General features: G+C 35.3%; 20 protein-coding genes. 11 read left to right on the top strand and 9 right to left on the bottom strand.

Annotated elements, in window-relative coordinates; translation table 11 throughout:
- Window positions 1–118: 118 nt before the first annotated feature.
- The 6 genes from OU989_RS09555 to OU989_RS09530 form a co-directional block, all read right to left on the bottom strand.
- Entirely contained in the window at window positions 119–4,243 is a 4,125-nt protein-coding gene (locus OU989_RS09555) for a chitobiase/beta-hexosaminidase C-terminal domain-containing protein (RefSeq protein WP_274796909.1), read from the bottom strand.
- Window positions 4,244–4,878: 635 nt separating this feature from the next.
- Window positions 4,879–5,064, bottom strand: coding sequence for a hypothetical protein (locus tag OU989_RS09550; protein ID WP_274796908.1), 186 nt, complete (start codon window positions 5,062–5,064; stop codon window positions 4,879–4,881).
- Between the two features lie 891 nt (window positions 5,065–5,955).
- Entirely contained in the window at window positions 5,956–6,567 is a 612-nt protein-coding gene (locus OU989_RS09545; RefSeq protein WP_274796907.1) for a zf-HC2 domain-containing protein, read from the bottom strand.
- Window positions 6,557–7,066, bottom strand: coding sequence for an RNA polymerase sigma factor (locus OU989_RS09540; protein ID WP_274796906.1), 510 nt, complete (start codon window positions 7,064–7,066; stop codon window positions 6,557–6,559). The genes OU989_RS09545 and OU989_RS09540 overlap by 11 nt, the downstream gene beginning before the upstream one ends.
- Before the next feature lie 1,554 nt (window positions 7,067–8,620).
- Window positions 8,621–9,478, bottom strand: coding sequence for a hypothetical protein (locus OU989_RS09535; RefSeq protein WP_274796905.1), 858 nt, complete (start codon window positions 9,476–9,478; stop codon window positions 8,621–8,623).
- 470 nt (window positions 9,479–9,948) lie between these two features.
- The gene (locus OU989_RS09530; RefSeq protein WP_274796904.1) at window positions 9,949–10,875 is read right to left on the bottom strand and encodes a DMT family transporter; all 927 of its coding nucleotides are present in this window, start codon (window positions 10,873–10,875) and stop codon (window positions 9,949–9,951) included.
- Window positions 10,876–10,987: 112 nt separating this feature from the next.
- On the opposite strand from OU989_RS09530, the gene OU989_RS09525 reads away from it, so the two are divergent.
- The gene (locus tag OU989_RS09525) at window positions 10,988–12,427 is read left to right on the top strand and encodes an aminotransferase-like domain-containing protein (protein ID WP_274796903.1); all 1,440 of its coding nucleotides are present in this window, start codon (window positions 10,988–10,990) and stop codon (window positions 12,425–12,427) included.
- A gap of 108 nt (window positions 12,428–12,535) precedes the next feature.
- Here the strand turns inward: OU989_RS09525 and OU989_RS09520 are convergent, their stop codons facing one another.
- Window positions 12,536–13,399, bottom strand: coding sequence for a PhzF family phenazine biosynthesis protein (locus OU989_RS09520; RefSeq protein WP_274796902.1), 864 nt, complete (start codon window positions 13,397–13,399; stop codon window positions 12,536–12,538).
- Window positions 13,400–13,549: 150 nt separating this feature from the next.
- Here OU989_RS09520 and OU989_RS09515 point away from each other — a divergent pair, with 150 nt between their 5' ends.
- The 6 genes from OU989_RS09515 to OU989_RS09490 all read left to right on the top strand — a co-directional run bounded on the left by OU989_RS09515 (window position 13,550) and on the right by OU989_RS09490 (window position 17,181).
- Complete coding sequence (locus tag OU989_RS09515) at window positions 13,550–14,011, top strand: DinB family protein (protein WP_274796901.1); 462 nt, start codon at window positions 13,550–13,552, stop codon at window positions 14,009–14,011.
- A 169-nt stretch (window positions 14,012–14,180) separates the two neighbouring features.
- Window positions 14,181–14,726 (top strand): DUF7010 family protein, encoded by a 546-nt coding sequence (locus tag OU989_RS09510; RefSeq protein ID WP_274796900.1) that lies wholly within the window; start codon window positions 14,181–14,183, stop codon window positions 14,724–14,726.
- 59 nt (window positions 14,727–14,785) lie between these two features.
- Window positions 14,786–15,235 carry a DinB family protein gene (locus tag OU989_RS09505; protein WP_274796899.1) on the top strand — a complete coding sequence of 150 codons (450 nt, stop codon included), beginning with the start codon at window positions 14,786–14,788 and terminating at the stop codon, window positions 15,233–15,235.
- 209 nt (window positions 15,236–15,444) lie between these two features.
- The gene (locus OU989_RS09500; RefSeq protein ID WP_274796898.1) at window positions 15,445–16,317 is read left to right on the top strand and encodes a DMT family transporter; all 873 of its coding nucleotides are present in this window, start codon (window positions 15,445–15,447) and stop codon (window positions 16,315–16,317) included.
- 121 nt (window positions 16,318–16,438) lie between these two features.
- A complete protein-coding gene (locus tag OU989_RS09495) occupies window positions 16,439–16,636 on the top strand; it encodes a hypothetical protein (RefSeq protein WP_274796897.1) in 198 nt (65 codons plus the stop codon).
- Window positions 16,637–16,677: 41 nt separating this feature from the next.
- A complete protein-coding gene (locus OU989_RS09490; RefSeq protein ID WP_274796896.1) occupies window positions 16,678–17,181 on the top strand; it encodes a DinB family protein in 504 nt (167 codons plus the stop codon).
- Window positions 17,182–17,226: 45 nt separating this feature from the next.
- Here OU989_RS09490 and OU989_RS09485 read toward each other — a convergent pair whose 3' ends face one another.
- Entirely contained in the window at window positions 17,227–18,027 is an 801-nt protein-coding gene (locus tag OU989_RS09485; protein ID WP_274796895.1) for an SDR family NAD(P)-dependent oxidoreductase, read from the bottom strand.
- A gap of 137 nt (window positions 18,028–18,164) precedes the next feature.
- On the opposite strand from OU989_RS09485, the gene OU989_RS09480 reads away from it, so the two are divergent.
- From OU989_RS09480 to OU989_RS09465, 4 genes are all read left to right on the top strand, one after another.
- Window positions 18,165–18,356, top strand: coding sequence for a hypothetical protein (locus OU989_RS09480; protein ID WP_274796894.1), 192 nt, complete (start codon window positions 18,165–18,167; stop codon window positions 18,354–18,356).
- Between the two features lie 48 nt (window positions 18,357–18,404).
- Entirely contained in the window at window positions 18,405–18,758 is a 354-nt protein-coding gene (locus tag OU989_RS09475) for a hypothetical protein (protein WP_274796893.1), read from the top strand.
- 993 nt (window positions 18,759–19,751) lie between these two features.
- Window positions 19,752–20,042, top strand: a complete 291-nt coding sequence (locus tag OU989_RS09470; RefSeq protein WP_274796892.1) for a hypothetical protein — start codon at window positions 19,752–19,754, stop codon at window positions 20,040–20,042.
- A 158-nt stretch (window positions 20,043–20,200) separates the two neighbouring features.
- Window positions 20,201–21,043 carry a hypothetical protein gene (locus OU989_RS09465; protein WP_274796891.1) on the top strand — a complete coding sequence of 281 codons (843 nt, stop codon included), beginning with the start codon at window positions 20,201–20,203 and terminating at the stop codon, window positions 21,041–21,043.
- 189 nt (window positions 21,044–21,232) lie between these two features.
- Here OU989_RS09465 and OU989_RS09460 read toward each other — a convergent pair whose 3' ends face one another.
- Entirely contained in the window at window positions 21,233–21,442 is a 210-nt protein-coding gene (locus tag OU989_RS09460; protein WP_274796890.1) for a hypothetical protein, read from the bottom strand.
- Window positions 21,443–21,453: the final 11 nt, after the last annotated feature.

Below are 21,453 nucleotides of genomic sequence, written 5' to 3'. Positions count from 1 at the left end.
AAAAATACATAAAAACGTCATTAAGGAATTTTTCCCTAATGACGTTAAACAACATTCCATTTTCGGTTTTTTGTCTACTAAACTCTATGTTTATAAACCAACTTACCGCAATGAGCTATTACTTAAACTCAATTTCCTCTTCCGAAGCCCCTTTCGTATAGGTGATGTTCGCTTCAGTAGGTAAATTTCGTATCTCTTTTACATTTTTTCCTTCGATAATTATTTTTCCAATTTGTGTACCTTTAAAATCAATAATAGCATTTCCTTTTTTCGGACTAATTGTTACTGTTTTGTCTGCGAATCCTTCCCCGTGGAATTCTGCATATTCACTAAATACCGCGATTCCATTTTTAATGTTCGTATTTTTCCCTAACGTTAGCGAAATACTTTCGCGATTCATTATTAACTTACCTGTTTTGTAGTTATCAAAGTTGTATACATTTTCAGGTATGATTGGTGTTGGGACTTCCTCATTCCCTGCCTTCAAATCAATTTGAACTAAGACTGGGTCATGATCCGATGCACGCCCTTGTGCTTCTGTAAAGTTCGCATTCATATGAATTAAGTCAATTTTCGCATCATCAGCAAGATTATTCGAAACTAAAATATGATCCAACACTTGATTGTTCCCTTGGAAGAAGTACGTAAATCGGTCTTGCTCTGGAGCTTTATCTACCATATTCGTTAATACATCACCTTTTAATGTTTCAAGAGCTGGTGTGAATTCAAAGTCATTCATGTCCCCTGCTACAATGATATTTAATTCCGGATTTATGGCAAGTCCTTCATCGATAAAATCATTGATTGCTTGAGCAAGCTGAATACGTTTCGTTACGGATTCTAACACCGGCGGCTGCGTTGGTCCCCACAGTGAGCCATCCCCACCTTTAGAATTTAAGTGAGCTCCGATAATAACTACTCGTTCTTCCTGGAATTCAAATTCTGCTGCAATTGGTTTACGTGTATCTACAAATTTTGATGGATCTACAAAGCCAGGATTTAAAGCAAGGCTTCCATCTGCTGTCCACGTATTCGCTTGGTCACCCAATCCCTTTGTACCTGTCACTAACGAAACACGCGTCGGGTTATATAAGTAACCTACACGAATATTACCACCAGGTGCACCACCTACTGTATTGTTAAGTGGCATGACGTCAATCCAATCATAAGCAGGGCCACCAGCAGCTTTAATCGCATTAATTAATCGCATGTAGCTTTCTGATGCATCAGCATTTCCTGAATCAATTTGCCCATCATTATCTTGTACCTCGACTAATGTAATAATATCTGGTGACTTCATATTTTTCACAAATGTCGATGCAATTCTGGCTACTTTTTCATTTGATGTGTTGGCAGGATTATTCGAGAAGTTTTCGATATTATAAGAAGCGACATTTAACTTGTCCGCTACTGGTTCGAGATGCGTCACTTCTTGTTGAATATTCGCCTTTGTCACTTCCGGGAATACTTTATTCGTGTTCAGTCGATAGCCATCTGTAAAATTCTCTACAAAACCGATAAGGGCTTCATTAAAACGATCACCTGAATCATAGTTTTTCCCTGCTACCCCTTCAAGCATAATTTTTTCGGGGTTATAATCATCGGCCGCAATATTTAAACCGCCATTGACATTAAATGTATTATTGGTTGTGCTCGGTACAACAATTGGAGAATCATTATTATATATTGGTCCAATCACTCTTGCTTCTGGGAATGATACACGCATATACTCGATTGATTCCCAAAAATCAATACCATCTTCTTGTGGATCAAAAATGCTAAAGGCATCATTATCGATTATTTTATTTGGTGGGAATAGGTCCTCTCCTATCACAAGCGCTTCTGGAATTACTGCTGTACCTGTTTTTGTAATATTGGCTGCTGAAATTTGCGTATCTTTCAATCGAGAGTTGCCACCCTCTTCCATTACTTTTCCTGATACTTTAATAATGTCCCCTACCGCTACATTATGTGCAGACTTATTTACCTTGATCGCAGTTGATTTTACGCCATCGAATGCCGAATCGACTTCTTGCATAATGAAGCTCGATGAATTAATAACGAATGTTACTATTCCCTCCACATCATTTACCGTTAAATCAACATATGGTGATGTATGACTTGCTCCTTGAATATCACTAATCTTGGCATTTTTAGTATCAATAATTTCATAAACAAATGTAGCTATTGCACTGTTTGTTAAACCTTCTTTTACCGCAATCGCTTTAATCGTCATTGGTTTATTAACAAGGATTTCCTCTGTATACTTTGTACTTGCTGTTGTTGGTGTAGAGCCATCCATTGTGTAATAAATCGTTGCACCTTCTGTCATTGTAGAAAGCGAGACTTTCGTGCCAGCTGTTACGCCTCCAACGTGAGAAGCTTTGATATCCTGCACCTTTGTTACATCTTCAATAATGCGAATCGGGAGCAGTTGATGGTTTGTATATTGACCAATAATCCCTGTAATTTCCCCATACGTTTTTCCACTCACTAAACCTGAGTCTCGTGTTTTATCGTAAATAGCAAATGTACCAACTTCGTCAGTTCCTGTAAAGTTTTGACCCGAACCAGTAATGGCCACATTTTTAATTGTTACTAATCTCGATTCATTGTCTTCTGCAACCTCATTACTCTTGATAATGTGTGGCTCTGGTAATGTCGAAGGAACAGGCAAGCCAACAAGCGAAATATTCATTAATTGCTTGAGTCCGCTATATTCAGCTACTTGACCTTGCACCGTCACCCGATCACCGACATTTGCAGTAAGACTATCTGCAGGATAAATGGCTATCGCCGCTCCATCTTCATCTTGAATATGTGCTGTAGCTGTTTCTAATTTTGCTGTTACAATACCTGATACGATGACAGTTTGTCCGATTTCTTTATTTCGTGCTTCCGTAATGGAAATAACGGTCGGCTCTTCTTTCACTGTAAAATTAAAGGACGCAACTTCACTATCGTCTAAACCAGTTGCAGTAGCAAATGCTTTAATTGTCATGGCTTTATTTACAACAATGCCCGCTGCTGCATCATAAATCTCACTAGCTGTTGTTGGTTCAGTACCATCTATCGTGTAATAGATTGTTGCATTTGGTGTATCTGTAGATAATGTTACTTTTGTTCCTGCGTAAACTTCGCCTGTTGCTGGTAAAGCTTTAATATTCCCTACTTGAGTTGGCTCATAGTTTGATACTAATTGGAAGCTTTCCGCGCTTAACGTTTTTAATTGATATGTCCCGTTAAAAATTGACGCAATCCCTGTCACGGTGATGACATCATTGTTATTGAATCCATCTGCTTCAAACTGAGAGAACTGATAGCCTGTACGGTTATCATGGCGAATTAACAGCTCGTTATTTGCAGCATCGACCGCTTTAAATTCAAATGTACCATACGTACCAGATGGCGCTAAATCTTTAATCTTCACATTTTCAATTGTAATTAATTCACCTTGTAAACTGTCATCAATCGGAAGAGTCACTGTTTGTGGTGCAGGTGCTGTCCCTGTAGAAAGTCGTTCAATTGTCGGTGAATTAAATTGAACTTCTCCACTATATAAACTAGTTTTCCCTGTGATTTTGACAATATCTCCGACAGCTAAGCTCCCTGCTTCTGCAGAACTAGAGAAGACATATACCCCTGCTGTCTCATCCTGTACATAGAAGGCCTTGCCTCCCCAGCTACCAGGTGTTGTCGTAACCGTCCCTTGAATTTGAACTGTGCGGTCAGTTCCAACAGCTGCACGAGCTTCGGCAATTGTTGCCGTCTCGGGAGGATTTGGTTCAGTTGTATCATCCCCAACAAACTCAATTGAAGTTGGTGATTTTAGCCCTGCATGGTTGCCAAAATATTTTTCTAGTGAACCTGTTATTTTAACTTTTTTCCCAAGATTACTTGGGTTAGTATATAAACCGAAATTGGCTCTATAGGAGCTTGGTAATTGAATATACAGCATTTTCGTGACTTCTGTTTCACCCGGTGTATCGGCAATCGCAATATTTGTGTCACTATCTGCTATCACTGAATATGAAGTTTCACTTTTGGCAAACCCTACGATATATCCTTCTACAGTAACATTACTCTTCACTGTGGTTGGATCAAATTGATTGACCGCTTCCCCCACTCCAATAGCCTCTGTCGTATCAGCCTTTACAACTGTAAAGTAAGGCAAAATCATTGAAATGACTAGTAAAAATGATAACGCAATTTTGGAAACGAAATTAATTTTATATCTCTTCATTCGTTTAGCTCCTTATATTTTTTTATTAATGATCAAAGAGTTTCTGTGAAGTTATTCAATTATTGTGTTCCCCTCACCTGTAAACCTAACGAAACTGATAAACCTGTTACCGATTGTAATTTGGGTATTAGGTTCCTACTATCGGTGAAATAGTTAACGCAATTTTTTAATTCCACCAAATTCCCATACTTAGAGTACTACCTCCCTCATTCCTATTTGATAAGAATTCAATTAACAAAATTTTGGTCACCAAAATCTTGATTAACATATTAATTTTAACAGATAAATAATAAATACATTGTAATTTACTATTAATATTCTAAATTTTATGTAAAATAGTACATTATAAATCTTTTACATAGTTAATGAGAATCGTATTAACAGGCCTTTTATCCTGTTGAATTTCATTTCTAGTAACTATATTTTCTCAGAAGGAAAAACGGCAGCATAGGATTACCCTTTCCACAGGGACTGACATGGTCGAAGTGGCGGCCCATTTGACTAGACAGCGATAACATTTTCTCCTTACTGTTATCACAATGCGAGACGTAAAAAAGCTGATGAGTATCATCTACTCATCAGCTCAAAATGGTTCGTGTTACTTCCATCTATTTGTTAGTGGCAACATCTATTTATTATAATCGCTCTAAATCTTGGTATTCTTTCATATAAGGACCATCCTCTGCAACATAGGAATGGTACAATGCCTTTACTGCAAAATTTTTCTCTAAACCCATTTCAGATTTTAGCTTTTTTAATTCATCATGCAACGTTCGATGTTCATTGATAAGCTTTAGCATAGTTGTTTTATTATATTTCATTATATCCGTCCTTTTTGTTGATCTGTGGAAATGCAAAATCCTCTGGTATCTGATAATAGAATATACGACAATCTCTCTTACTTATGATACGGTTCACCGTGATTAATTTAAACTTGTATATTTAAAAATAATCCATTCCTCTCCAATATAGCCCATTTCATGAAGAAAGACCCTTCCATACTAAAGAAATGTGCCCGTTACACTTAACAAGGAATTTTAGCTTGTCGATTTAGCAGTGGCTGCTTCCTTCTACAAAAACTATGCAGGGCATACATCCAACCTAAGCTCTGACCTTAGGCATAAACTGGTTATAAGTCTAATTTTAAAAAGGAGTGAATCTGACATATGCGATATATGGAAGAAATGCCTTTCTATGGCCAGAATCCAAGGGGGCTTGAAAATTGTTTATTTCGTTTCACGTATATGTGGCTTAGAAACGGTGACAATTTCTGGTTCTTCTTGACTACTGTGGGTCACGAAAGAGCTTATGGCTACAGGTTTTTCGGTGGAAGATGGAATCAATATTCAATTGCTTTAAGAGACATCGACTCCTTCCGTTGTTCTCCTCCGACTCCAACTCTATATTAGAAAACGGCTCCTTATAATCCAATTGTTCATTCTTACTTTAGAAACTTGAGGGCTTTCATTATTCGAAATCGTTTTTTGAATCTAATATAGTATACACCAAATACACTTGCGTGTTCCCTCAATCATGTATAAAACGTTAATCATTCGGTTAGCGTTTTTTATACTGAAATAGAATAAATGCCAAAACAAACTTAAAATTCAATCCTTCACCATTTCAATATAAAATTATACGTTTACTTTTCTCAAACAAACTGCCCTTTTCTTGAGAAATAATTCAATATATATGACTAGTATCGTTTTTTCTCATATCGCATTAATAGTAAATTTACCTTGTGGCGCTTTGATTTCAATATAATATTTTTCATGTCTTTTCAAGCCCTCTAATTTCACACTTGTTCCTGCCGGCACTTGCACTGCATCAATGACTATATTGTCGTTATCATCTTTTACTCTTACTAACACGTTCTTTTCATTATTCGCATGATTCACGATTGCTTTTCTCCAAAAAATACTATCAAATATGATATAGTTTTGATCATTAAACTTTACACCCTCCCATTCTTCCTTATCATCCGGTACAGTTGCAATTCCCCACTCATCTGGGAAAAAGATGTCATTGACAACCCCAACATCTTGTACGATCCATGCTCCTATTATTGTCATCATAAAGGTAATCATAACTGCTATAAGCACTTGAATACGTCGTTTTTTATTAATTCGTTTAAAAGGCTCTTTTGCTACGGTTACTTCTTTTGACATCACTTGAATGTTATTGGTTGGTTGCTTCATCATCTGTAAGTTTCGCTGACACTTTTCACAGTGTTCTATATGTTCTTCAACAGCTTTTGCAGTCTCTTCACTACAAATTTCATCCATATAAGATGGCATTAAATCTTTAATAATATTACAATTCATGCGGATCAATCCTTTCTGATAGTTTTAATTTCGCACGATAATAGGTCACTCTTGCCCAGTTTTCACTTTTATCAAATATCTCACCAATTTCTTTAAAACTAAGTTGAATCGATGTTCTGAGTAAAAAGATTTCCCGATATGGCTCCTGTAAACGATGAATTTCTTTATGTATAGAAATCAGTGTACTGCGCTTTATGACCGTAACCTCTGGTAAATCCTTGTTTGAAGGGATTTCTAAACCCAATTGCATCATATTTTCTACACTGGCATTATGATGGTTCTTCTCCTTTTTTAAGTAGTTATAATAAGTGTGTTTAGCAATCTGGCATAGCCAGACAGATATTTTGCAATCACCGTTATAACGATGGATTGACTTAACCGCTTGATAAAATGTTTCTTGTGTTAACTCTTCCGCTAAATCTACATCCGACGTTAAACAAATAAGAAACCGTTTTACTTCATCTGCATAAGATTGATAGATTCCACTTAAATCCTCCACCTGCCCCCTCCTTTTCTTAACTATTAACTGTGATACTTATAAATAGAATTAAAATGCTTTTCGTTACAAGAAATTGTATTGTTTATAATATATCTTTATCCTACCCGAAGCACCCTTTAGTAACCTTTTATAAAAGAAATACACCTGATTGTTGAAGAAAAGGGTATTTCTATAATCTCATATAAAATTTTTAATACGCTTCACCATAACATATCCACATAAAGTTTTATTAAAAAATAAGAATTAAAGTTGATTATGCTCTAATGGTCTGAAGGTTGTTATTTCCAAATCATTATGGTACTAGTAAAATCACGGACATCTAACCTGAAATAGTTTGAATTTCGAAGGTGATAATTTGAAAATTTCAATAGAAGGGTTCAACGGATTAATCTTAAAGATGTCTATTATTTTGAGACAGTTGACGGAAAGGTTTTTCTTTATTGCGAGGATAACGTTTTTTAGGTAAAACATAAGCTTTATGAGTTAGATTAATGGGGAACGTGCAGTTACATCAGGGCAGTATGTGCCTGTCCTTAAAAAATGCTTGGATTGTAAAGGGGTATACATATATAAAATTTTCCGAATTTGTACAAAGCATCATTTGGAATTTTTTGATTATCTTTGCATCTATACTCTTTATTATAGCTATTTTAAGACAAAGATATTATCCCAATATGGCTTTTGATTTAAAGTCAATTTATATCATTATTGCGTTTTCATTTTTAAGTGCACTAATGGGATTTATTTTATATTCTCCCAATGAAATAAGTGAAAAGAAAATGCGTATCAAAATTGCTATCCATTTATTCACCTCTAAGAGCTGACACAATAGTTCATGAAAAATTAGGGTGTAGTAATGAGGTACTTGAAGACTATTTCACAAATCTTTGTAAAATAAAAGATACTAGTACTAATTTGGCTTTGGGGTATGTTAATGAAATAACTTATAAAGTTAATTAAAATTAATCCTCAAGCAATAGAAGGTGCTATAATGTATTTCAGCCTCAGAATTCCCCAAGTTAAAGAAGACTTCTCAACATGAATTTGAGAAAGTTAAGAGTGCGTTTATACAACAGTTATAGTTATTCACTTCCTTTTTTCGGAATTACATCATTAAAAGAGATCACCTCCTAATAAAGGATATATCCATATATTAGGGGTGATCTCTAAAGTAATACTTTCACTTGTTATTTGAGTAAATTGACTTAGCGTCAATTCTTGATTAACTCTCCTAAAATTCCAATACTTACTATAAATAGACCAACCTATTCATAATGGTAAAATTTTCTACCTATATAGTTGTTATAAAATATAGGTGAATATTCAGGATATATTACCTATGTTGGCGAACAACATTGTTAAAGTAAAGATGATATACGTACTAGAAATACATATCCATACTATGTTTGTTTTAATTCTTTGATAATCATTTTTGGAAATTTTGATTATAAAAAGACATACATTTAAAGATAAAACTAGGGTAAGTATTGGATTCATCAAAACCGATGTAGCAACAATAAAATCAATCATTTAATCACACCTGTAATTTTTTTTTTAGAAATTAAACTTGATAGCGGTAGAAGTCATTTTAGTTTCTGCAGTCGTCGCACCTAATCCAATATCACCTGTTTTTATAGTTACTGTGATATTAAATGAAAATGTTGTATGTGTGTAATGCCCAAAAGCATTTGCACTTACGTCATTTTTATTTCCTTTAGATACCTCAACAGAAATATAGCCATGGTGATTACTTGCCCCAGCATTTGTACCTATTCCTTGAATATCAAATGTAGCTGCTAAACCTTGAGGACTTTTCTTCATATCTTTATAACTTCTTGAATGGTCTCCTACACCATCTTTCCATTTATATGAAAATTTTATAGTAGATGGCTCAATTACTGCACTATCATTATAAGTTAGTCCAACCATATCAGTAAGAGTAACATTAGGATTTTTTAACCAAGTAAAATTATTATGAAGCATTGTTCTTCCGTTGCCAAGTTTTGTAGCAGTAGTAGTCATGGACATCCAACTTGTTGTTTCTGTACAAATCGTACCTGAACAACTTGCTGCTGTAGCTGCTGGAAACGAATAGTTTTCCAAATTCATTTTTTGTAAACCATCAACTTCATTAAATTGTTCAACTTTTTTTACTTCGCCATCTTGATCAGATGTAATTTTATATATTGTTTCCGTTTGAACGAAAGGCTCTACTGGAATAGAGTTCTCATAGTGAGAGTATTCATCTAGTGTCATTGACTCAATAATTTGTTCTGAGAAACCTAATTGTCTCATATGTTCTTTTTGAGTTGATGATAACTCATTATTTTCTTCTGCATTGGCTATACTATTAAATCCAAATGCAAAAAATAATAGCATTATAAATGAGAATAAATCTTTTCTTTTCAACATAAAATTCTCCTTTTTGTATAGTGTGAGTATTAGATTGAATATTACGGTAATAATCCCAAATATTACATATTCATTATTGCATTAATTTCCTAATTGTAAATATTTTTACTAAAATATAAAATATTTGTGTATTTAGGTAACAAAAACCAAAAGAGTTATTAGAATTTTTTGACTATCCACTAAAAGGTATTGGTCATTTCAATCCCAAAAAGACATATTTATTTTCATCAAAATAGACTTAGGTATCTGCCATAACTGGATCACAAGGCTGGGACATAATTAATAGCAATTTGTTCGGTTTCCTTTAGCTAAAATATTTTGTCTCGGCTATTGATTTCTTGGAACGCCCTTTGCTCACTGTAACGGGACAAGGTAAAAGGCAACATCTATGCCAACTTCAATCAAAAATATACAGCAACTTCTGTCTTCCATTTGGCAAAGAAAATTTAAAAAAACTCTTGCACATACGATTAACTTCGACTTATATCCTGAATAACAGCTCTCTTCTTCCAATGCAGCTTCCGTAATGTTTCAAAATTAACTAAAATCGTTCCTACAATAATCGTTAACGTTCCGATGCCTGTTAGCCAAGAAATATATTCTTGATAGAAGATAACACCAAGCATTACGGCAATTAATGGTGAAATGTACAGCCATGTAGAAGGAAACACAGGATTTGTTCTTGAGACAAGCCAATAATAGATGCTATGACCGATCATAGAACCGACAATCGTTAAGTAAAGAAGTGAGCCGATAGAAGCTGGGCTTATAAGATAATGAAGCTGTATGTTCTCTGTAAATAATGACAAAATGATTAATAAGATCCCACCATGCATCATTTGCGCTGCATTTAAAGCAATCGGTGATGTCGTTTCAAACGTTTGGATGACATGCTTCGTATAAATCGTGCCAGATGCGTAAAAAATTTCACCCAATATAATGGCAAAACAACCTATCATCCAGAAGGGACTAATCTCAATTGAAAAACTAGGTAAGATTAAGAGTATGACACCAAGGACTCCGACGATACAACCAATGAAGGATAGCCGATTTCCTTTTTGCTTTAATAGGAATGTCTGAATAATGATAATCATCATTGGTCCAGTAGCAGATAAGACCGCTGCAATCCCTGATGTCACATACTGTTCTGCCCAGTACAATGTGGCGAACGTCCCAAAAGTTAAACCTAGTCCTGTAAAAAACACTTCTTTCCGAAATAATAACCCTATTGCCGTTTTTTTCCTCCACTTCATAAAACTAAATAGTAGCAAACCAGCAATGAAAAAACGAAGTCCAGCTGATAAAAATGGAGGCACGCCTGCATCAACACCAATTTTAATCGCTAAAAATGTTGTTCCAAAAATCAAACACATGAAAAAATAATTAATCATAACCATAGAAAACTCCTCCTCTTTTTCTATCATAAAAGACAGAGGATAGAACAGATTAAATAAGATAGAACAGATTCGAGTGGGGCGTGGTACAATGTTTTGAAAAGGAGGAATCGATGTGAGGAAAGCAATTCGAAATGAAGACTATCTTTTTAAGAAAGTATACGATTATGTCCTTCACAGAATAGAACGTAAAGAATGGAAAGAACATGAAAAGATTCCCTCCGTACGGCAATTAGCCTATGAAATGAATGTGCATCGATTAACCGTCTTAAAGGCATATCAATTACTGAAACAGCATGACAAAGTGTATGTCAAAGATAAGGCAGGCTATTTTGTCCAATCAAATGGGAAGAAAAATCTTGAGTACCTAAACCTGGACGATCCAATTGTTTCTGCCTATATACAAAAAAATCATTTATCTGAAATCCATCAAACACCCGTTTCCTATCAGTTTTCTCAGGCATTAATTGATCCCAATCTTTTGCCGAATCATTATTTTTCAGAATATGTAAAAAACGTGTTTGACCTTTATCCAAAAGTACTTGCAACCTACTCTACGGTGCAAGGTGATTTGGAGTTACGTGAAACACTCGCACAATATTTTATCAATCAATATAAAACTCACATCCATGCAGAAAATCTGTTAATCACCTCTGGCTCACAGCAAGCCATTCACTTAATCGCTCAAGCGTTTATTCAACCAGGCGACGTCGTTTTATTTGAACGTCCAAGCTATAGTGCAGCGATTGATAGTTTTAGAGCACAAGGCGCACACATTGTGACGGTTGATATCCATCCAGACGGGTATGATTTAGAGCAGGTTGAAACCTATATTAAACAATATAAACCGCTCCTTTTTTATCTCAACCCGACATTCCATAATCCAACTGGTTATACTGTTCCCATTGAACAGCGTAAAAAACTCGTTGAATTAGCTGAACAATACCGATTTCTAATCATTGAGGACGATGCCTATCACGACATCTATTTTGATCATGCCCCGCCACCACCGATTTACACATATGATACTGGTGGGACCGTCATTTATATCCGTAGCTTTTGTAAATATATTTCACCTGGCTTGAGAATTGCAGCTGTTATTTGTCCATCATCCTTACTGAATGCACTACTAACAGTCAAATCACTAGCTGATAATGGCTCACCACTTCTCAATCAAAAAGTTTTTCTTCATTACTTTACATCACTAAGAATGCAGCAGCACTTGCAGAAAATTCGAATTGCCCTACAGATTCGAAAGGAAATCATGGAAAAAGAGCTAGCAACAACAGATTGGCAATGGGTCAGTCCAAAAGGTGGTCTTAATTTATGGGTGCAGCTCCCAGATCATCTTCCAATTGAATTATTATTAACAAAAAGTATCGAACAATCGATATCCTTTGTGCCAGGTCAAGTTTGCGATCCATTAAAACAACAATCATCCTGGATACGTTTAAGCTATTCTTATGTAAATGAACAACAATTAAGTGAAGGGATAAAAAGGTTTGTGGCTGTGGCACAATCTCTAAACGAGGGGTTGGATGAAAAGCAATCGTAGGGGCTACCTTTTTATACTTTTCTAATTTAACTTTGGGTCACTTTAACCAGTGACCCTTTCTACGTTTCCTAGATAAAGTAGCTTTGTTGATTCATCTTTTTTTGGTGATTAGTAAAGATTCCCTTTTGTCAAAATAACGGCATTCCCACCGACTATAACTCTAGGATTATTTTCATTAACTAATTTTGTCATAATAGTAGAAGGTCTTCCCATACTATATCCCTGCAGGAATGTGTACTCTTTGTTAAAATCATTTAAAACATGGTTCTTGAAAAGATAATAGGTTAATGCCCCATTTGAAGTACCTGTGGCAGCTTCCTCATCAATTCCATAGAGTGGACAAAAGTTTCGACTCTCTCCAATTCCTTCTTCTGTGTCTAGCGTAAAGGCATGAAATCCACCTATATTATTTATTTTTGCATAGTCAGCAAGTCCTTTAAAATCAGGATTTAAAGCATACAGGGCTTCCTTTGTTTTTATTGGCAGCATTATATCCCAAAGACCTGTGCTCGCAGCTTGAGGTACTAAATTAAAAGTTTTATCTCCTATTTCATTTGTATCAATATTAAAAAGGTTCGATAAACAATTATAATCATTAAATATTTTTCCTAGCTTAGGTTCCGCTTGCTCCATCCTGATAAAGGATTGATTTACTTCAACCGAAAGTGTACCTGCGCGTGTTTTCATAAGATAGGTATTATTATCTTCAATTAGTTGGCTGTCCAATAGGGCTTTGAAGGATGCAATCGTGGCATGTCCACAAAGGTCAACCTGTGCGGTCGGTGTAAAAAATTTGATATCAAAATTTTTATTATCTATTTTCTTAATAAATGCTGTTTCTGAAAAACGAACTTCTGCAGCAAATTTCTGCATAAACACTTCGTTTAAATCTTCATAAATTACTACACCTGCAGGATTCCCACCAAACTGTATATCTGTAAAAGCATCAATAACATAATATAACAAATCCATTTTCTCCTTTACTAGTACTATTGCTTATTCCTTAACTTTATAGAAGGAATGATTACTTTACAATCAAATAATAAGAGCCCTATGAATTTAGTACTTATTTCCTCTGCTTTAGAAGAATGATATATTAAAAATAAAGGAGATGAAAAGTGAATGATGAATGCGAAGACGATATTGTTAGATCAGCTGCTAGCTAATGCGAATGATCGTAGTTGGTATATCTCATTCGATGAAGCTGTTGACGGACTAACTGAACAAGAAGCATTTTGGAAACCTGATGAGTCCAGCCATAGTATTGCAGAAATAGTCCAACATCTAATTTATTGGAATGAAACATGGCAATTACGGTATAAGGAAAATCAAGTTAATGCCAGTGCAAAGACGAATAACGATGACACTTTTACCATTAGAGATGAGAAGACCTTCTCTGAATTAAAAGAAAAGCTGTTACAAATACTACTCCAATGGCAAGAGCTCATTGAGGAAGAGCAGCTTTTATCTATTGTAAATGGCTATCCTGTAAAGGCAGAATGGTGGGCAATTATTTCGAATGCTGCGACTCATAATGCATACCATATCGGACAACTTGTATATATACGTAAAATGAAAAAATAGCCATCTTACTGTGACACAATGGCCTACTAAGTTCATTAAACGACAGAAAAATGCCCAGGCTCAAAAATAAAGTAATCACAAAATTCCCATTCATAAATCATCTATGGTAATAATAGTGTAATACTGGTATATTATAGTGGTATTTTATTGATACGAAAGGTGGTCGTTTATGAATAAAACACTTGTACATTTACAACATGAAATGATTGTTGAAGCGAAAAAAGGATTTCCGATTTTGCTTGCTGGCGCCTTTGTCTTTTTACTTTTCACCTTCATGCCCTTTGTTTTTCCAATAGAAGTTGTTCGTTTAATTTGGATATTTGGCTTAGGTGCGATTTTTCCTATTGGGTTTTTCATTAGTAAAATCCTTGGTGTTAATTTAAACGTTCCTGGTAACCCTTTAGGGACTTTAGGAGGGATCGTTGCCGCTCCTCAAGCATTTTATTTACCTGTCTTTATTCTTGTGTATATGAAAATACCTGACTACCTTCCCTTCACCATTGGTTTACTTGCAGGCTCTCATTTTCTTCCTTACTTATGGATTTATAAAAGTAAAGCTTATTTATTCATTACGTTAGGAGCTTGTTTTTCTGCTCTCATCTTTGGTGGGTTCTTTGTAGAACATGCTTTCACTCTTGTACCTTTAGCTATTTCTATTGTGTATGGAATGGGTGTTCTATTCATTGGAAGAGAACTTAAAGGCAGTCGTAATTAATCACCTGTTAGTAGGTGATTTTTTTATTCTACTATCAATATTTGAAAGGATTGATTTTTTTGCCGTTTCCATATCGGAATGATCTTAGAAAAACGTTAATACCTTACCTAACTAAACTTGATGAGGCATTTTGGTTTAAGACATCAGATGGCTATCCCAATAATCTAGCTTGGATTATTTCTCATATAGCAAGTAGCGAGGACTATTGGGTAAATGAAATTGGCCTTAAGAAGAGTTGTATATTACATCTTCATGAGGATTGCTCGCCTAAAGAACTACTAGATAGCTATATTCAAATTAGAAATTATACGGATGACATTCTCCATACATTGGACCAATCAGAACTTAATGCATTAGTAGAAGTACCAAGGTTTTCTGATGGCTGGACGCCACCTTCAGTCCCAACATTTCAGTGGTTGTTTCATCATGTTTACACACATGAGGCATACCATGTTGGACAAATCTCAATTATTGCTCACCTGAATGGATTTCCAAAGCCATTATTTTAATAAAGTTATAAAGGTGCATTTTCCCGAACACTATGAAAACAAGACGTATTCCATTATACTAAGTAAAAAATGAAAAATAGGATGGTGTAATTGATATGATGTTTGCTCCATTATTTGAACAGGACGTACCAGGACTTCTTCTTCCTTAACGGTAGAAGAACTTTTTCTCCGTTAAGGGCATAGGGATCTATGAAAACGGAGGAAAAAACATGAGAAATAAAGTGATCGGCGCTAGCTTTTTATCGCTAGCAGCGAGTATATGGGGCGCCATGTATGTAGTAGTTAAAGTAGTGGTGGATGTTGTGCCACCATTGGAGCTTGTTTGGATTCGTTATTTAATTGCGGTGGTGGCACTAGGCATGATTGGCATCATGATGAAGCAATCGTGGAAAATTGCTAAAAAAGATTGGCTAGTCATTTTTCTGGTGGGCCTCATTGGCAATACCGTTTCAATTGTTACGCAAGAAATGGGTACCTTGCTATCTACTGCTCAGATGGGCGCGATTATTACAGCGACAACTCCTGCTTTTATGGTTGTCTTTGCACGTTTGATGTTGAAGGAACGTATAACGCTCAAAAAATGTATATCCATTGTCCTCGCAACGATTGGTGTCGGGATTATCGTGGGCAATGGGCAAATCGACGTCACGCAGCAATTAGGTGGACTCTACTTACTAATTGCTGCCTTAACCTGGGCATTGATGTCTGTGTTAGTGAAAAAAGTACCGAGCGAGTATTCTCAAATGGTTGTGACAACCTATTCATCGATGATTGCTGTTATTCTATTAACACCTTTTGTCCTTCCTAGGTTACAAGAGTTAGATTTAACAACTGTATTGCAGCCAACGATTACAGGGGGCTTGCTTTATCTGGGCATTGTGTCAACAGCTGGTGGATTTTTATTGTGGAATAAAGGGCTTCAGTTAATGAATGCTTCTAGCGGCGGCTTATTTTTCTTCTTTCAACCCATAGTCGGCACTTTTTTAGGCTGGTTGTTATTAGGAGAAACTATTGGGCTGTCCTTCTGGTTAGGCTCCCTCTTTATATTTAATGGAGTATTTATTGTTATTCGAGATGAATAAATGGTTAGTGCGTTTCTATGTTAGATAGAGACGCACTTTTTTGTTCAATGAAAACTGTCACAGATTGGTATGTTCACTTAACTCATCACATATATTGCAACAGCCTAAAGGAGCTGATACTGTGATAACCTTTTTAGGTAATGTAAAGGATCTTTCTTTAATAACAATTTTATTGGCTAGTATGATCTATCGTCGACAGCTTAAATTAACGAGATGGCAAAGAAAACTAACCGTCGGTGAATGGACGATGTATATCATGCTTTCAATTGCACTACCTTTTTATGCAATATATTATCTTGTTTTTCTTTTGGACACATAGCAAAATAGAAATGAGACTACTATATTTTGGGAGGTATTTTAATGTTTCAAACAGTAGAGGATTTTTTACAATCATGGTCTTTTGAAGCGGCTGCTACACACAAACTACTCAATCAACTTACGGATGAATCACTTAATCAAGTCATTACTGCTGATAATTGGACGTTAGGACGTATAGCATGGCATACCGTCGCTGCTATTCGGATAATTACTTCGAATACGAATTTATCATTTGAAGCACCTGCGCAAGATTTTCCTGTTCCAACTTCTGCACAATTAATTGCAGATCGCTATCTTCAAGCCAGTCAAGCCTTCGTAGACGCGATCCAAACACAATGGACTGATGAGACAATGAAGGAAAAGATTGAATTTATCGGCCAGCAAATGCCCAACGGCTCCCTGCTGTTATTTTTGTTACAGCACCAAAGCCATCACCGTGGACAAATGACCGTTTTAATGCGCCAGGCTGGTTTAACGGTTCCAGGCATTTACGGTCCAGCAAAAGAGGAATGGGCACAGTATGGATTGGAAGCTCCGCAAATGTAGTTGAAAAAGAGGTTGTCCATTAGGAGACAACCTCTTTTAGCTAGCTTATAACGTGGCTAACCAGTTATTTGTATCGGCTATTGTTGGATTAGCGAGATAATGCCCACCTTCGATTTGTAATGTTTGGCCCGTCATGAACTTTGATTCATCCGAAGCTAAAAATACAACTGCATGACCGATATCATCGGCCTCCCCATGATATGGGAGCGCATTAAATTTGGAATAGATCGCTAGCATTTCTTCTGGCATATTATTTTTGGCAGCTGGTGTTAAAATAAGACCTGGTGCAACCGCATTACAACGAATATGATCTTTGCCATATTGTGTGGCAATGTTTTTCGTCATATTCACTACACCTGCTTTTGTAGCGCCATAGGCTGTACGTATTTGATCACTTGCGAATGCTGCCATGGAAGCGGTATTAATAATTGAGCCCCCACCCGCTTTTTGCATATACGGAATCGCAAAACGACTGCCAAGTAAGATTGATTTTAAGTTCACATTGACTAAGCGGTCCCATTCATCTAAATCAATATTCACCACATCTAAATCTTTCTTTAAATTGGTTAGACCGACATTGTTAAATAGGACTGTTAAAGTTTCATATTGTTCAACAGTAAAATTCACCGCTCCTTCTATCGATGAAGCATCCCCAGCATCAAGGAAAATCGCTGACGCCTCAAACCCTTCTTTTACTAGAGCATCAGCTGCTTCTTTAGCACCCTCTAGATTGAAATCAGCAATGACCACTTTTGCGCCCTCCTTAGCTAATAGTGTAGCTGCTGATAAACCAATTCCAGACGCACCCCCTGTCACTAAGGCGACTTTATTTTTTACTCGATCCATCTTTCATTCCTCCATTTACTCTCATTAGTAACGTAAAATAGTTTAACATTAAACTATTTATTTTTAAACTAATATCCTTGAAGTTTTAAGCGAACCAGATGACTTTTATGTTAAAATTTACATAACGAGGTGATAAGATGGAAAATAAACAAATTTGCCAAGTATACGGCAATGACATATTTGCAACGGGACAAGTTGGCAGTATAACGAGTGAAGGAAATGTTCGCCCAATCGGCTCTATAATGGCTACAGGCTTACTTACATTTCATCTTCTAAAAAAGATTTTAATAGACGATTTTAAACCAAAAAATCAACTCCTATACAAATAACTAACACTTGTTTCATAATGTTAATCTATTATAAAAAAGGGTGATAATTTGTCAAAAAACTCCTATAAATATTTAAAATATGTAGCATTGCTTCTTGTCGTATTTCAATTACTGTATTTAGGAATTCCCGATTCTGTGAAGCCTGTGTTGGTTTATGAGTACATTATATTTTTCGGATTAGCTTATTTATTTGCAATTCTTCAAGATTTTTTTAATCCAAGTAAAAAAACAGATCTATTATTACGTGTAGCCCTTATCATTAGTTCGATTGTCATGGCTGTTACATCCATCTATTATAAAGAAACGTTCACGGTTGTTTTTTCTGTAATGATGATCGTTGGGATAAGTTTCTCATTACATTTAACAATCAAACACAATAAAAAAAACAAGCAAAAGGATTAATACCTTTTGCTTGTTTTTCAAAATGAATGGTACGAATATTTTGTTTGTGTTGAGTAAGTAATATTGTTACCACTCGCACCTACGTACTCCACTAAGACTGTAGGTGTTAAAATGTGAGTACCCTTACGCTTCGCACAATCGTTTAAAACGGATTGTAACTGGTTTTTATTCGGACTTTTTAAGAACATTGCAAAAAAAGTTTTATTCACGTTCATACATTTTAACTTTACATAACATTTTAAAAAGGCAGTAACGACAAAGGGCCAACCCTTCGTGTTACTGCCTTTTCAGTTAGATTACAGGTTATTTTTATACATTGTTGATTTAACAGCACTTAGTTAAATTACTAGCTTAAGCATGTATAAAATAGCGTATAAACAAGCAAGTTATTTTATTTATTGGCTTTCTCAGGTTCGCTTTTATTTGCCTTTATTTTTTGTCTCTCCAATTCGATTCTTTCGAATTCAGCCTCTAGTTCCCTCTGCTTAATCAAATATTCCTTTCTTATTTGATAAACCTTAATAGCACTGAAAACTACAATAATAAAAGCAAATATCAACATTAAAAATTGGATATTTGAGAAATACAATTAGGCACACCTCACATTCTTTATTATATTATACATTTCTATGGTTATTATGTATAATGATGTAAATAATACATATTATATCACATAAATGTATTATTTTAACAAAATACATAATAAGAGAATCGTTGTAATGAAAAAGTTAAATGTTTTTATTTGCAGTTTGATACTTACTTTGATTGTATCTACAGTTTTACCGAATTTTGGGCATGCCAATGAACTAGCAAGTAAAAAGTGCTTTAGCCGAATCAGTATTATATAATTTTAATACAAAGAAACTAGAGTTTGATGAAGAGACAGCTAAAGAAAAATATCATTTCACAGATGAAGAATTAAATTATTATGAATCTCTAGAGTCACTAACTTCTAAAGAGGTTAATAATACACTTTTAACATTAGGGATAGACATGGAAAATTACGATGGCGACATCATCTATAAAGAAAATGAAGATGGAGAAATAACACCATACGCCGTTGTAGCATGGCTTGCAGGAATTGGTTTGGTTTCTTTCATTGGATATTTTTTCTGGGATCGATATCTTACACATAAAGAAAAAATGAACTACATGAATCGATGTTTTGATCAGGGTGGAAACCCAATAATTGATTCAAGAGATGACGCAGGTTTAAATGGACAAACTAATGCAACAGAAGCTAGAAAAATTGGAGGATATAATTTCGCGTGTCAAAAACCATAATGTACACTTAACGACTGTTTTAAATTTTCTAATTGAGCAAAGCAGCGACAACATATAGAGCATCTTTTTCAGCTCATTTTAATGTTTTGTAAAAAATGTGGAGAAGTCACATCCATCAAAGTGACCAAGCCAGAAAAATTTAATTAGGTCAGGAGCATATGATGATTATTTTCGATACGGTAACTGAATTTGTGCAACACTATCAACCTACTGCGAAATATTTGACAGATTACTATGCTTCTAATAAAAAGCATTATGAGGAGTATTTTCACTATCATTGCCATCATGTTGAGAAAAAAAAGCAGGCTGCAATAGAAAAACATGCGGTCATTTTGCTTGATTTATTGCGATTAAGACATATGCTTTACAAGTTCATTCCGACCATCGCAGCCCAATATGAAAAAATGTATACAATTCATTTTACTAGTGATGTACATTTACTTGTTGGCTTATATGGAAGTAATGCTTTTACTTACCGTCAATATAACCCTGATGTTGCTTTTTGCTTAGAGAAAATGCCTAAGCATGAGCGACATCTAAACATTATTATCGGTCATGAATTTGGTCATGTAGCACACTGTTTGTATAGCGACAAGCACGGGATTGAATGGGATAAAATTGATTGGGTACATCCTATTACGTGGCTTTTACAGGAGGGGGTCGCTACTTATCTATCGACAAAAGTTGTACAGGCAAGATTAGATGAATACTTTGCATTTGAAGAAGATCCAAAATGGCTGGAGTTTGCTGAAACGAACCAATCGACCATTGCTCAACAATTTTTCATAGATTTAACTACACATGACGCAGCCTATGTGTGGAAAGAGTGGTTCTCCATCAATGGCGGTCAGCATTTTCAAGCAACTCGGCTAGCCTATTATTTAGGTTATTGTCTTGTAAAACAATTAGTAGACGAATTGGGTGAACAGCGAACCTTCCTATTGTGGGATAAAGAAAACTTCCATAAGATAATGATGCAAACATTACAAAAAATGATGTAAAGGGAATGTTTTCTATACAGAAAAAAAGAAGTTTGCTATAATACTAATGAAAACCTCAAAGGGTATCAACCAATTCTATGCTGCAGTGATTCATTTCACTGCAGTTTTTTTATGTATTAATGATAAGTAACTTTTTGAGCAGCTACAAAGAGCAACATTTCAAGGGGCGTAGAAATTTGCTCTCCTGTATTATGTTTCCTTTTTGTTCTTTCCCCATTGATACGGCTTTTTTGACCAATTCCACAACCAAATAAAAGCATACATGATGACCATTGTTCCAATCAGTGTCACCGTATTTTCTGCCCACGTGATAGATTGATCTTTTCTCCATTGATTAAACGTTCTTACAATGAAATAGATAATTGGATAAATGAAATAACTTAATTGATCTCGTCTCATTCTATCCCTCC

Origin of the sequence: Lysinibacillus irui, from assembly GCF_028877475.1 — a bacterium.
In the GTDB taxonomy this organism is placed as follows: domain Bacteria; phylum Bacillota; class Bacilli; order Bacillales_A; family Planococcaceae; genus Lysinibacillus; species Lysinibacillus irui.
The sequence above is the reverse complement of the archived record's forward strand: the minus strand, read 5'-3'. Positions and strand labels throughout refer to the sequence as shown.

Bases quoted from the DNA above. Each gene is read 5' to 3' on its own strand.
- OU989_RS09555 (WP_274796909.1), bottom strand. From the start codon at position 4,243: ATGAAGAGATATAAAATTAATTTCGTTTCCAAAATTGCGTTATCATTT.
- OU989_RS09550 (WP_274796908.1), bottom strand. From the start codon at position 5,064: ATGAAATATAATAAAACAACTATGCTAAAGCTTATCAATGAACATCGA.
- OU989_RS09545 (WP_274796907.1), bottom strand. From the start codon at position 6,567: ATGAATTGTAATATTATTAAAGATTTAATGCCATCTTATATGGATGAA.
- OU989_RS09535 (WP_274796905.1), bottom strand. From the start codon at position 9,478: ATGTTGAAAAGAAAAGATTTATTCTCATTTATAATGCTATTATTTTTT.
- OU989_RS09530 (WP_274796904.1), bottom strand. From the start codon at position 10,875: ATGGTTATGATTAATTATTTTTTCATGTGTTTGATTTTTGGAACAACA.
- OU989_RS09520 (WP_274796902.1), bottom strand. From the start codon at position 13,399: ATGGATTTGTTATATTATGTTATTGATGCTTTTACAGATATACAGTTT.
- OU989_RS09515 (WP_274796901.1), top strand. From the start codon at position 13,550: ATGATGAATGCGAAGACGATATTGTTAGATCAGCTGCTAGCTAATGCG.
- OU989_RS09510 (WP_274796900.1), top strand. From the start codon at position 14,181: ATGAATAAAACACTTGTACATTTACAACATGAAATGATTGTTGAAGCG.
- OU989_RS09500 (WP_274796898.1), top strand. From the start codon at position 15,445: ATGAGAAATAAAGTGATCGGCGCTAGCTTTTTATCGCTAGCAGCGAGT.
- OU989_RS09490 (WP_274796896.1), top strand. From the start codon at position 16,678: ATGTTTCAAACAGTAGAGGATTTTTTACAATCATGGTCTTTTGAAGCG.
- OU989_RS09485 (WP_274796895.1), bottom strand. From the start codon at position 18,027: ATGGATCGAGTAAAAAATAAAGTCGCCTTAGTGACAGGGGGTGCGTCT.
- OU989_RS09480 (WP_274796894.1), top strand. From the start codon at position 18,165: ATGGAAAATAAACAAATTTGCCAAGTATACGGCAATGACATATTTGCA.
- OU989_RS09470 (WP_274796892.1), top strand. From the start codon at position 19,752: ATGGAAAATTACGATGGCGACATCATCTATAAAGAAAATGAAGATGGA.
- OU989_RS09465 (WP_274796891.1), top strand. From the start codon at position 20,201: ATGATGATTATTTTCGATACGGTAACTGAATTTGTGCAACACTATCAA.
- OU989_RS09460 (WP_274796890.1), bottom strand. From the start codon at position 21,442: ATGAGACGAGATCAATTAAGTTATTTCATTTATCCAATTATCTATTTC.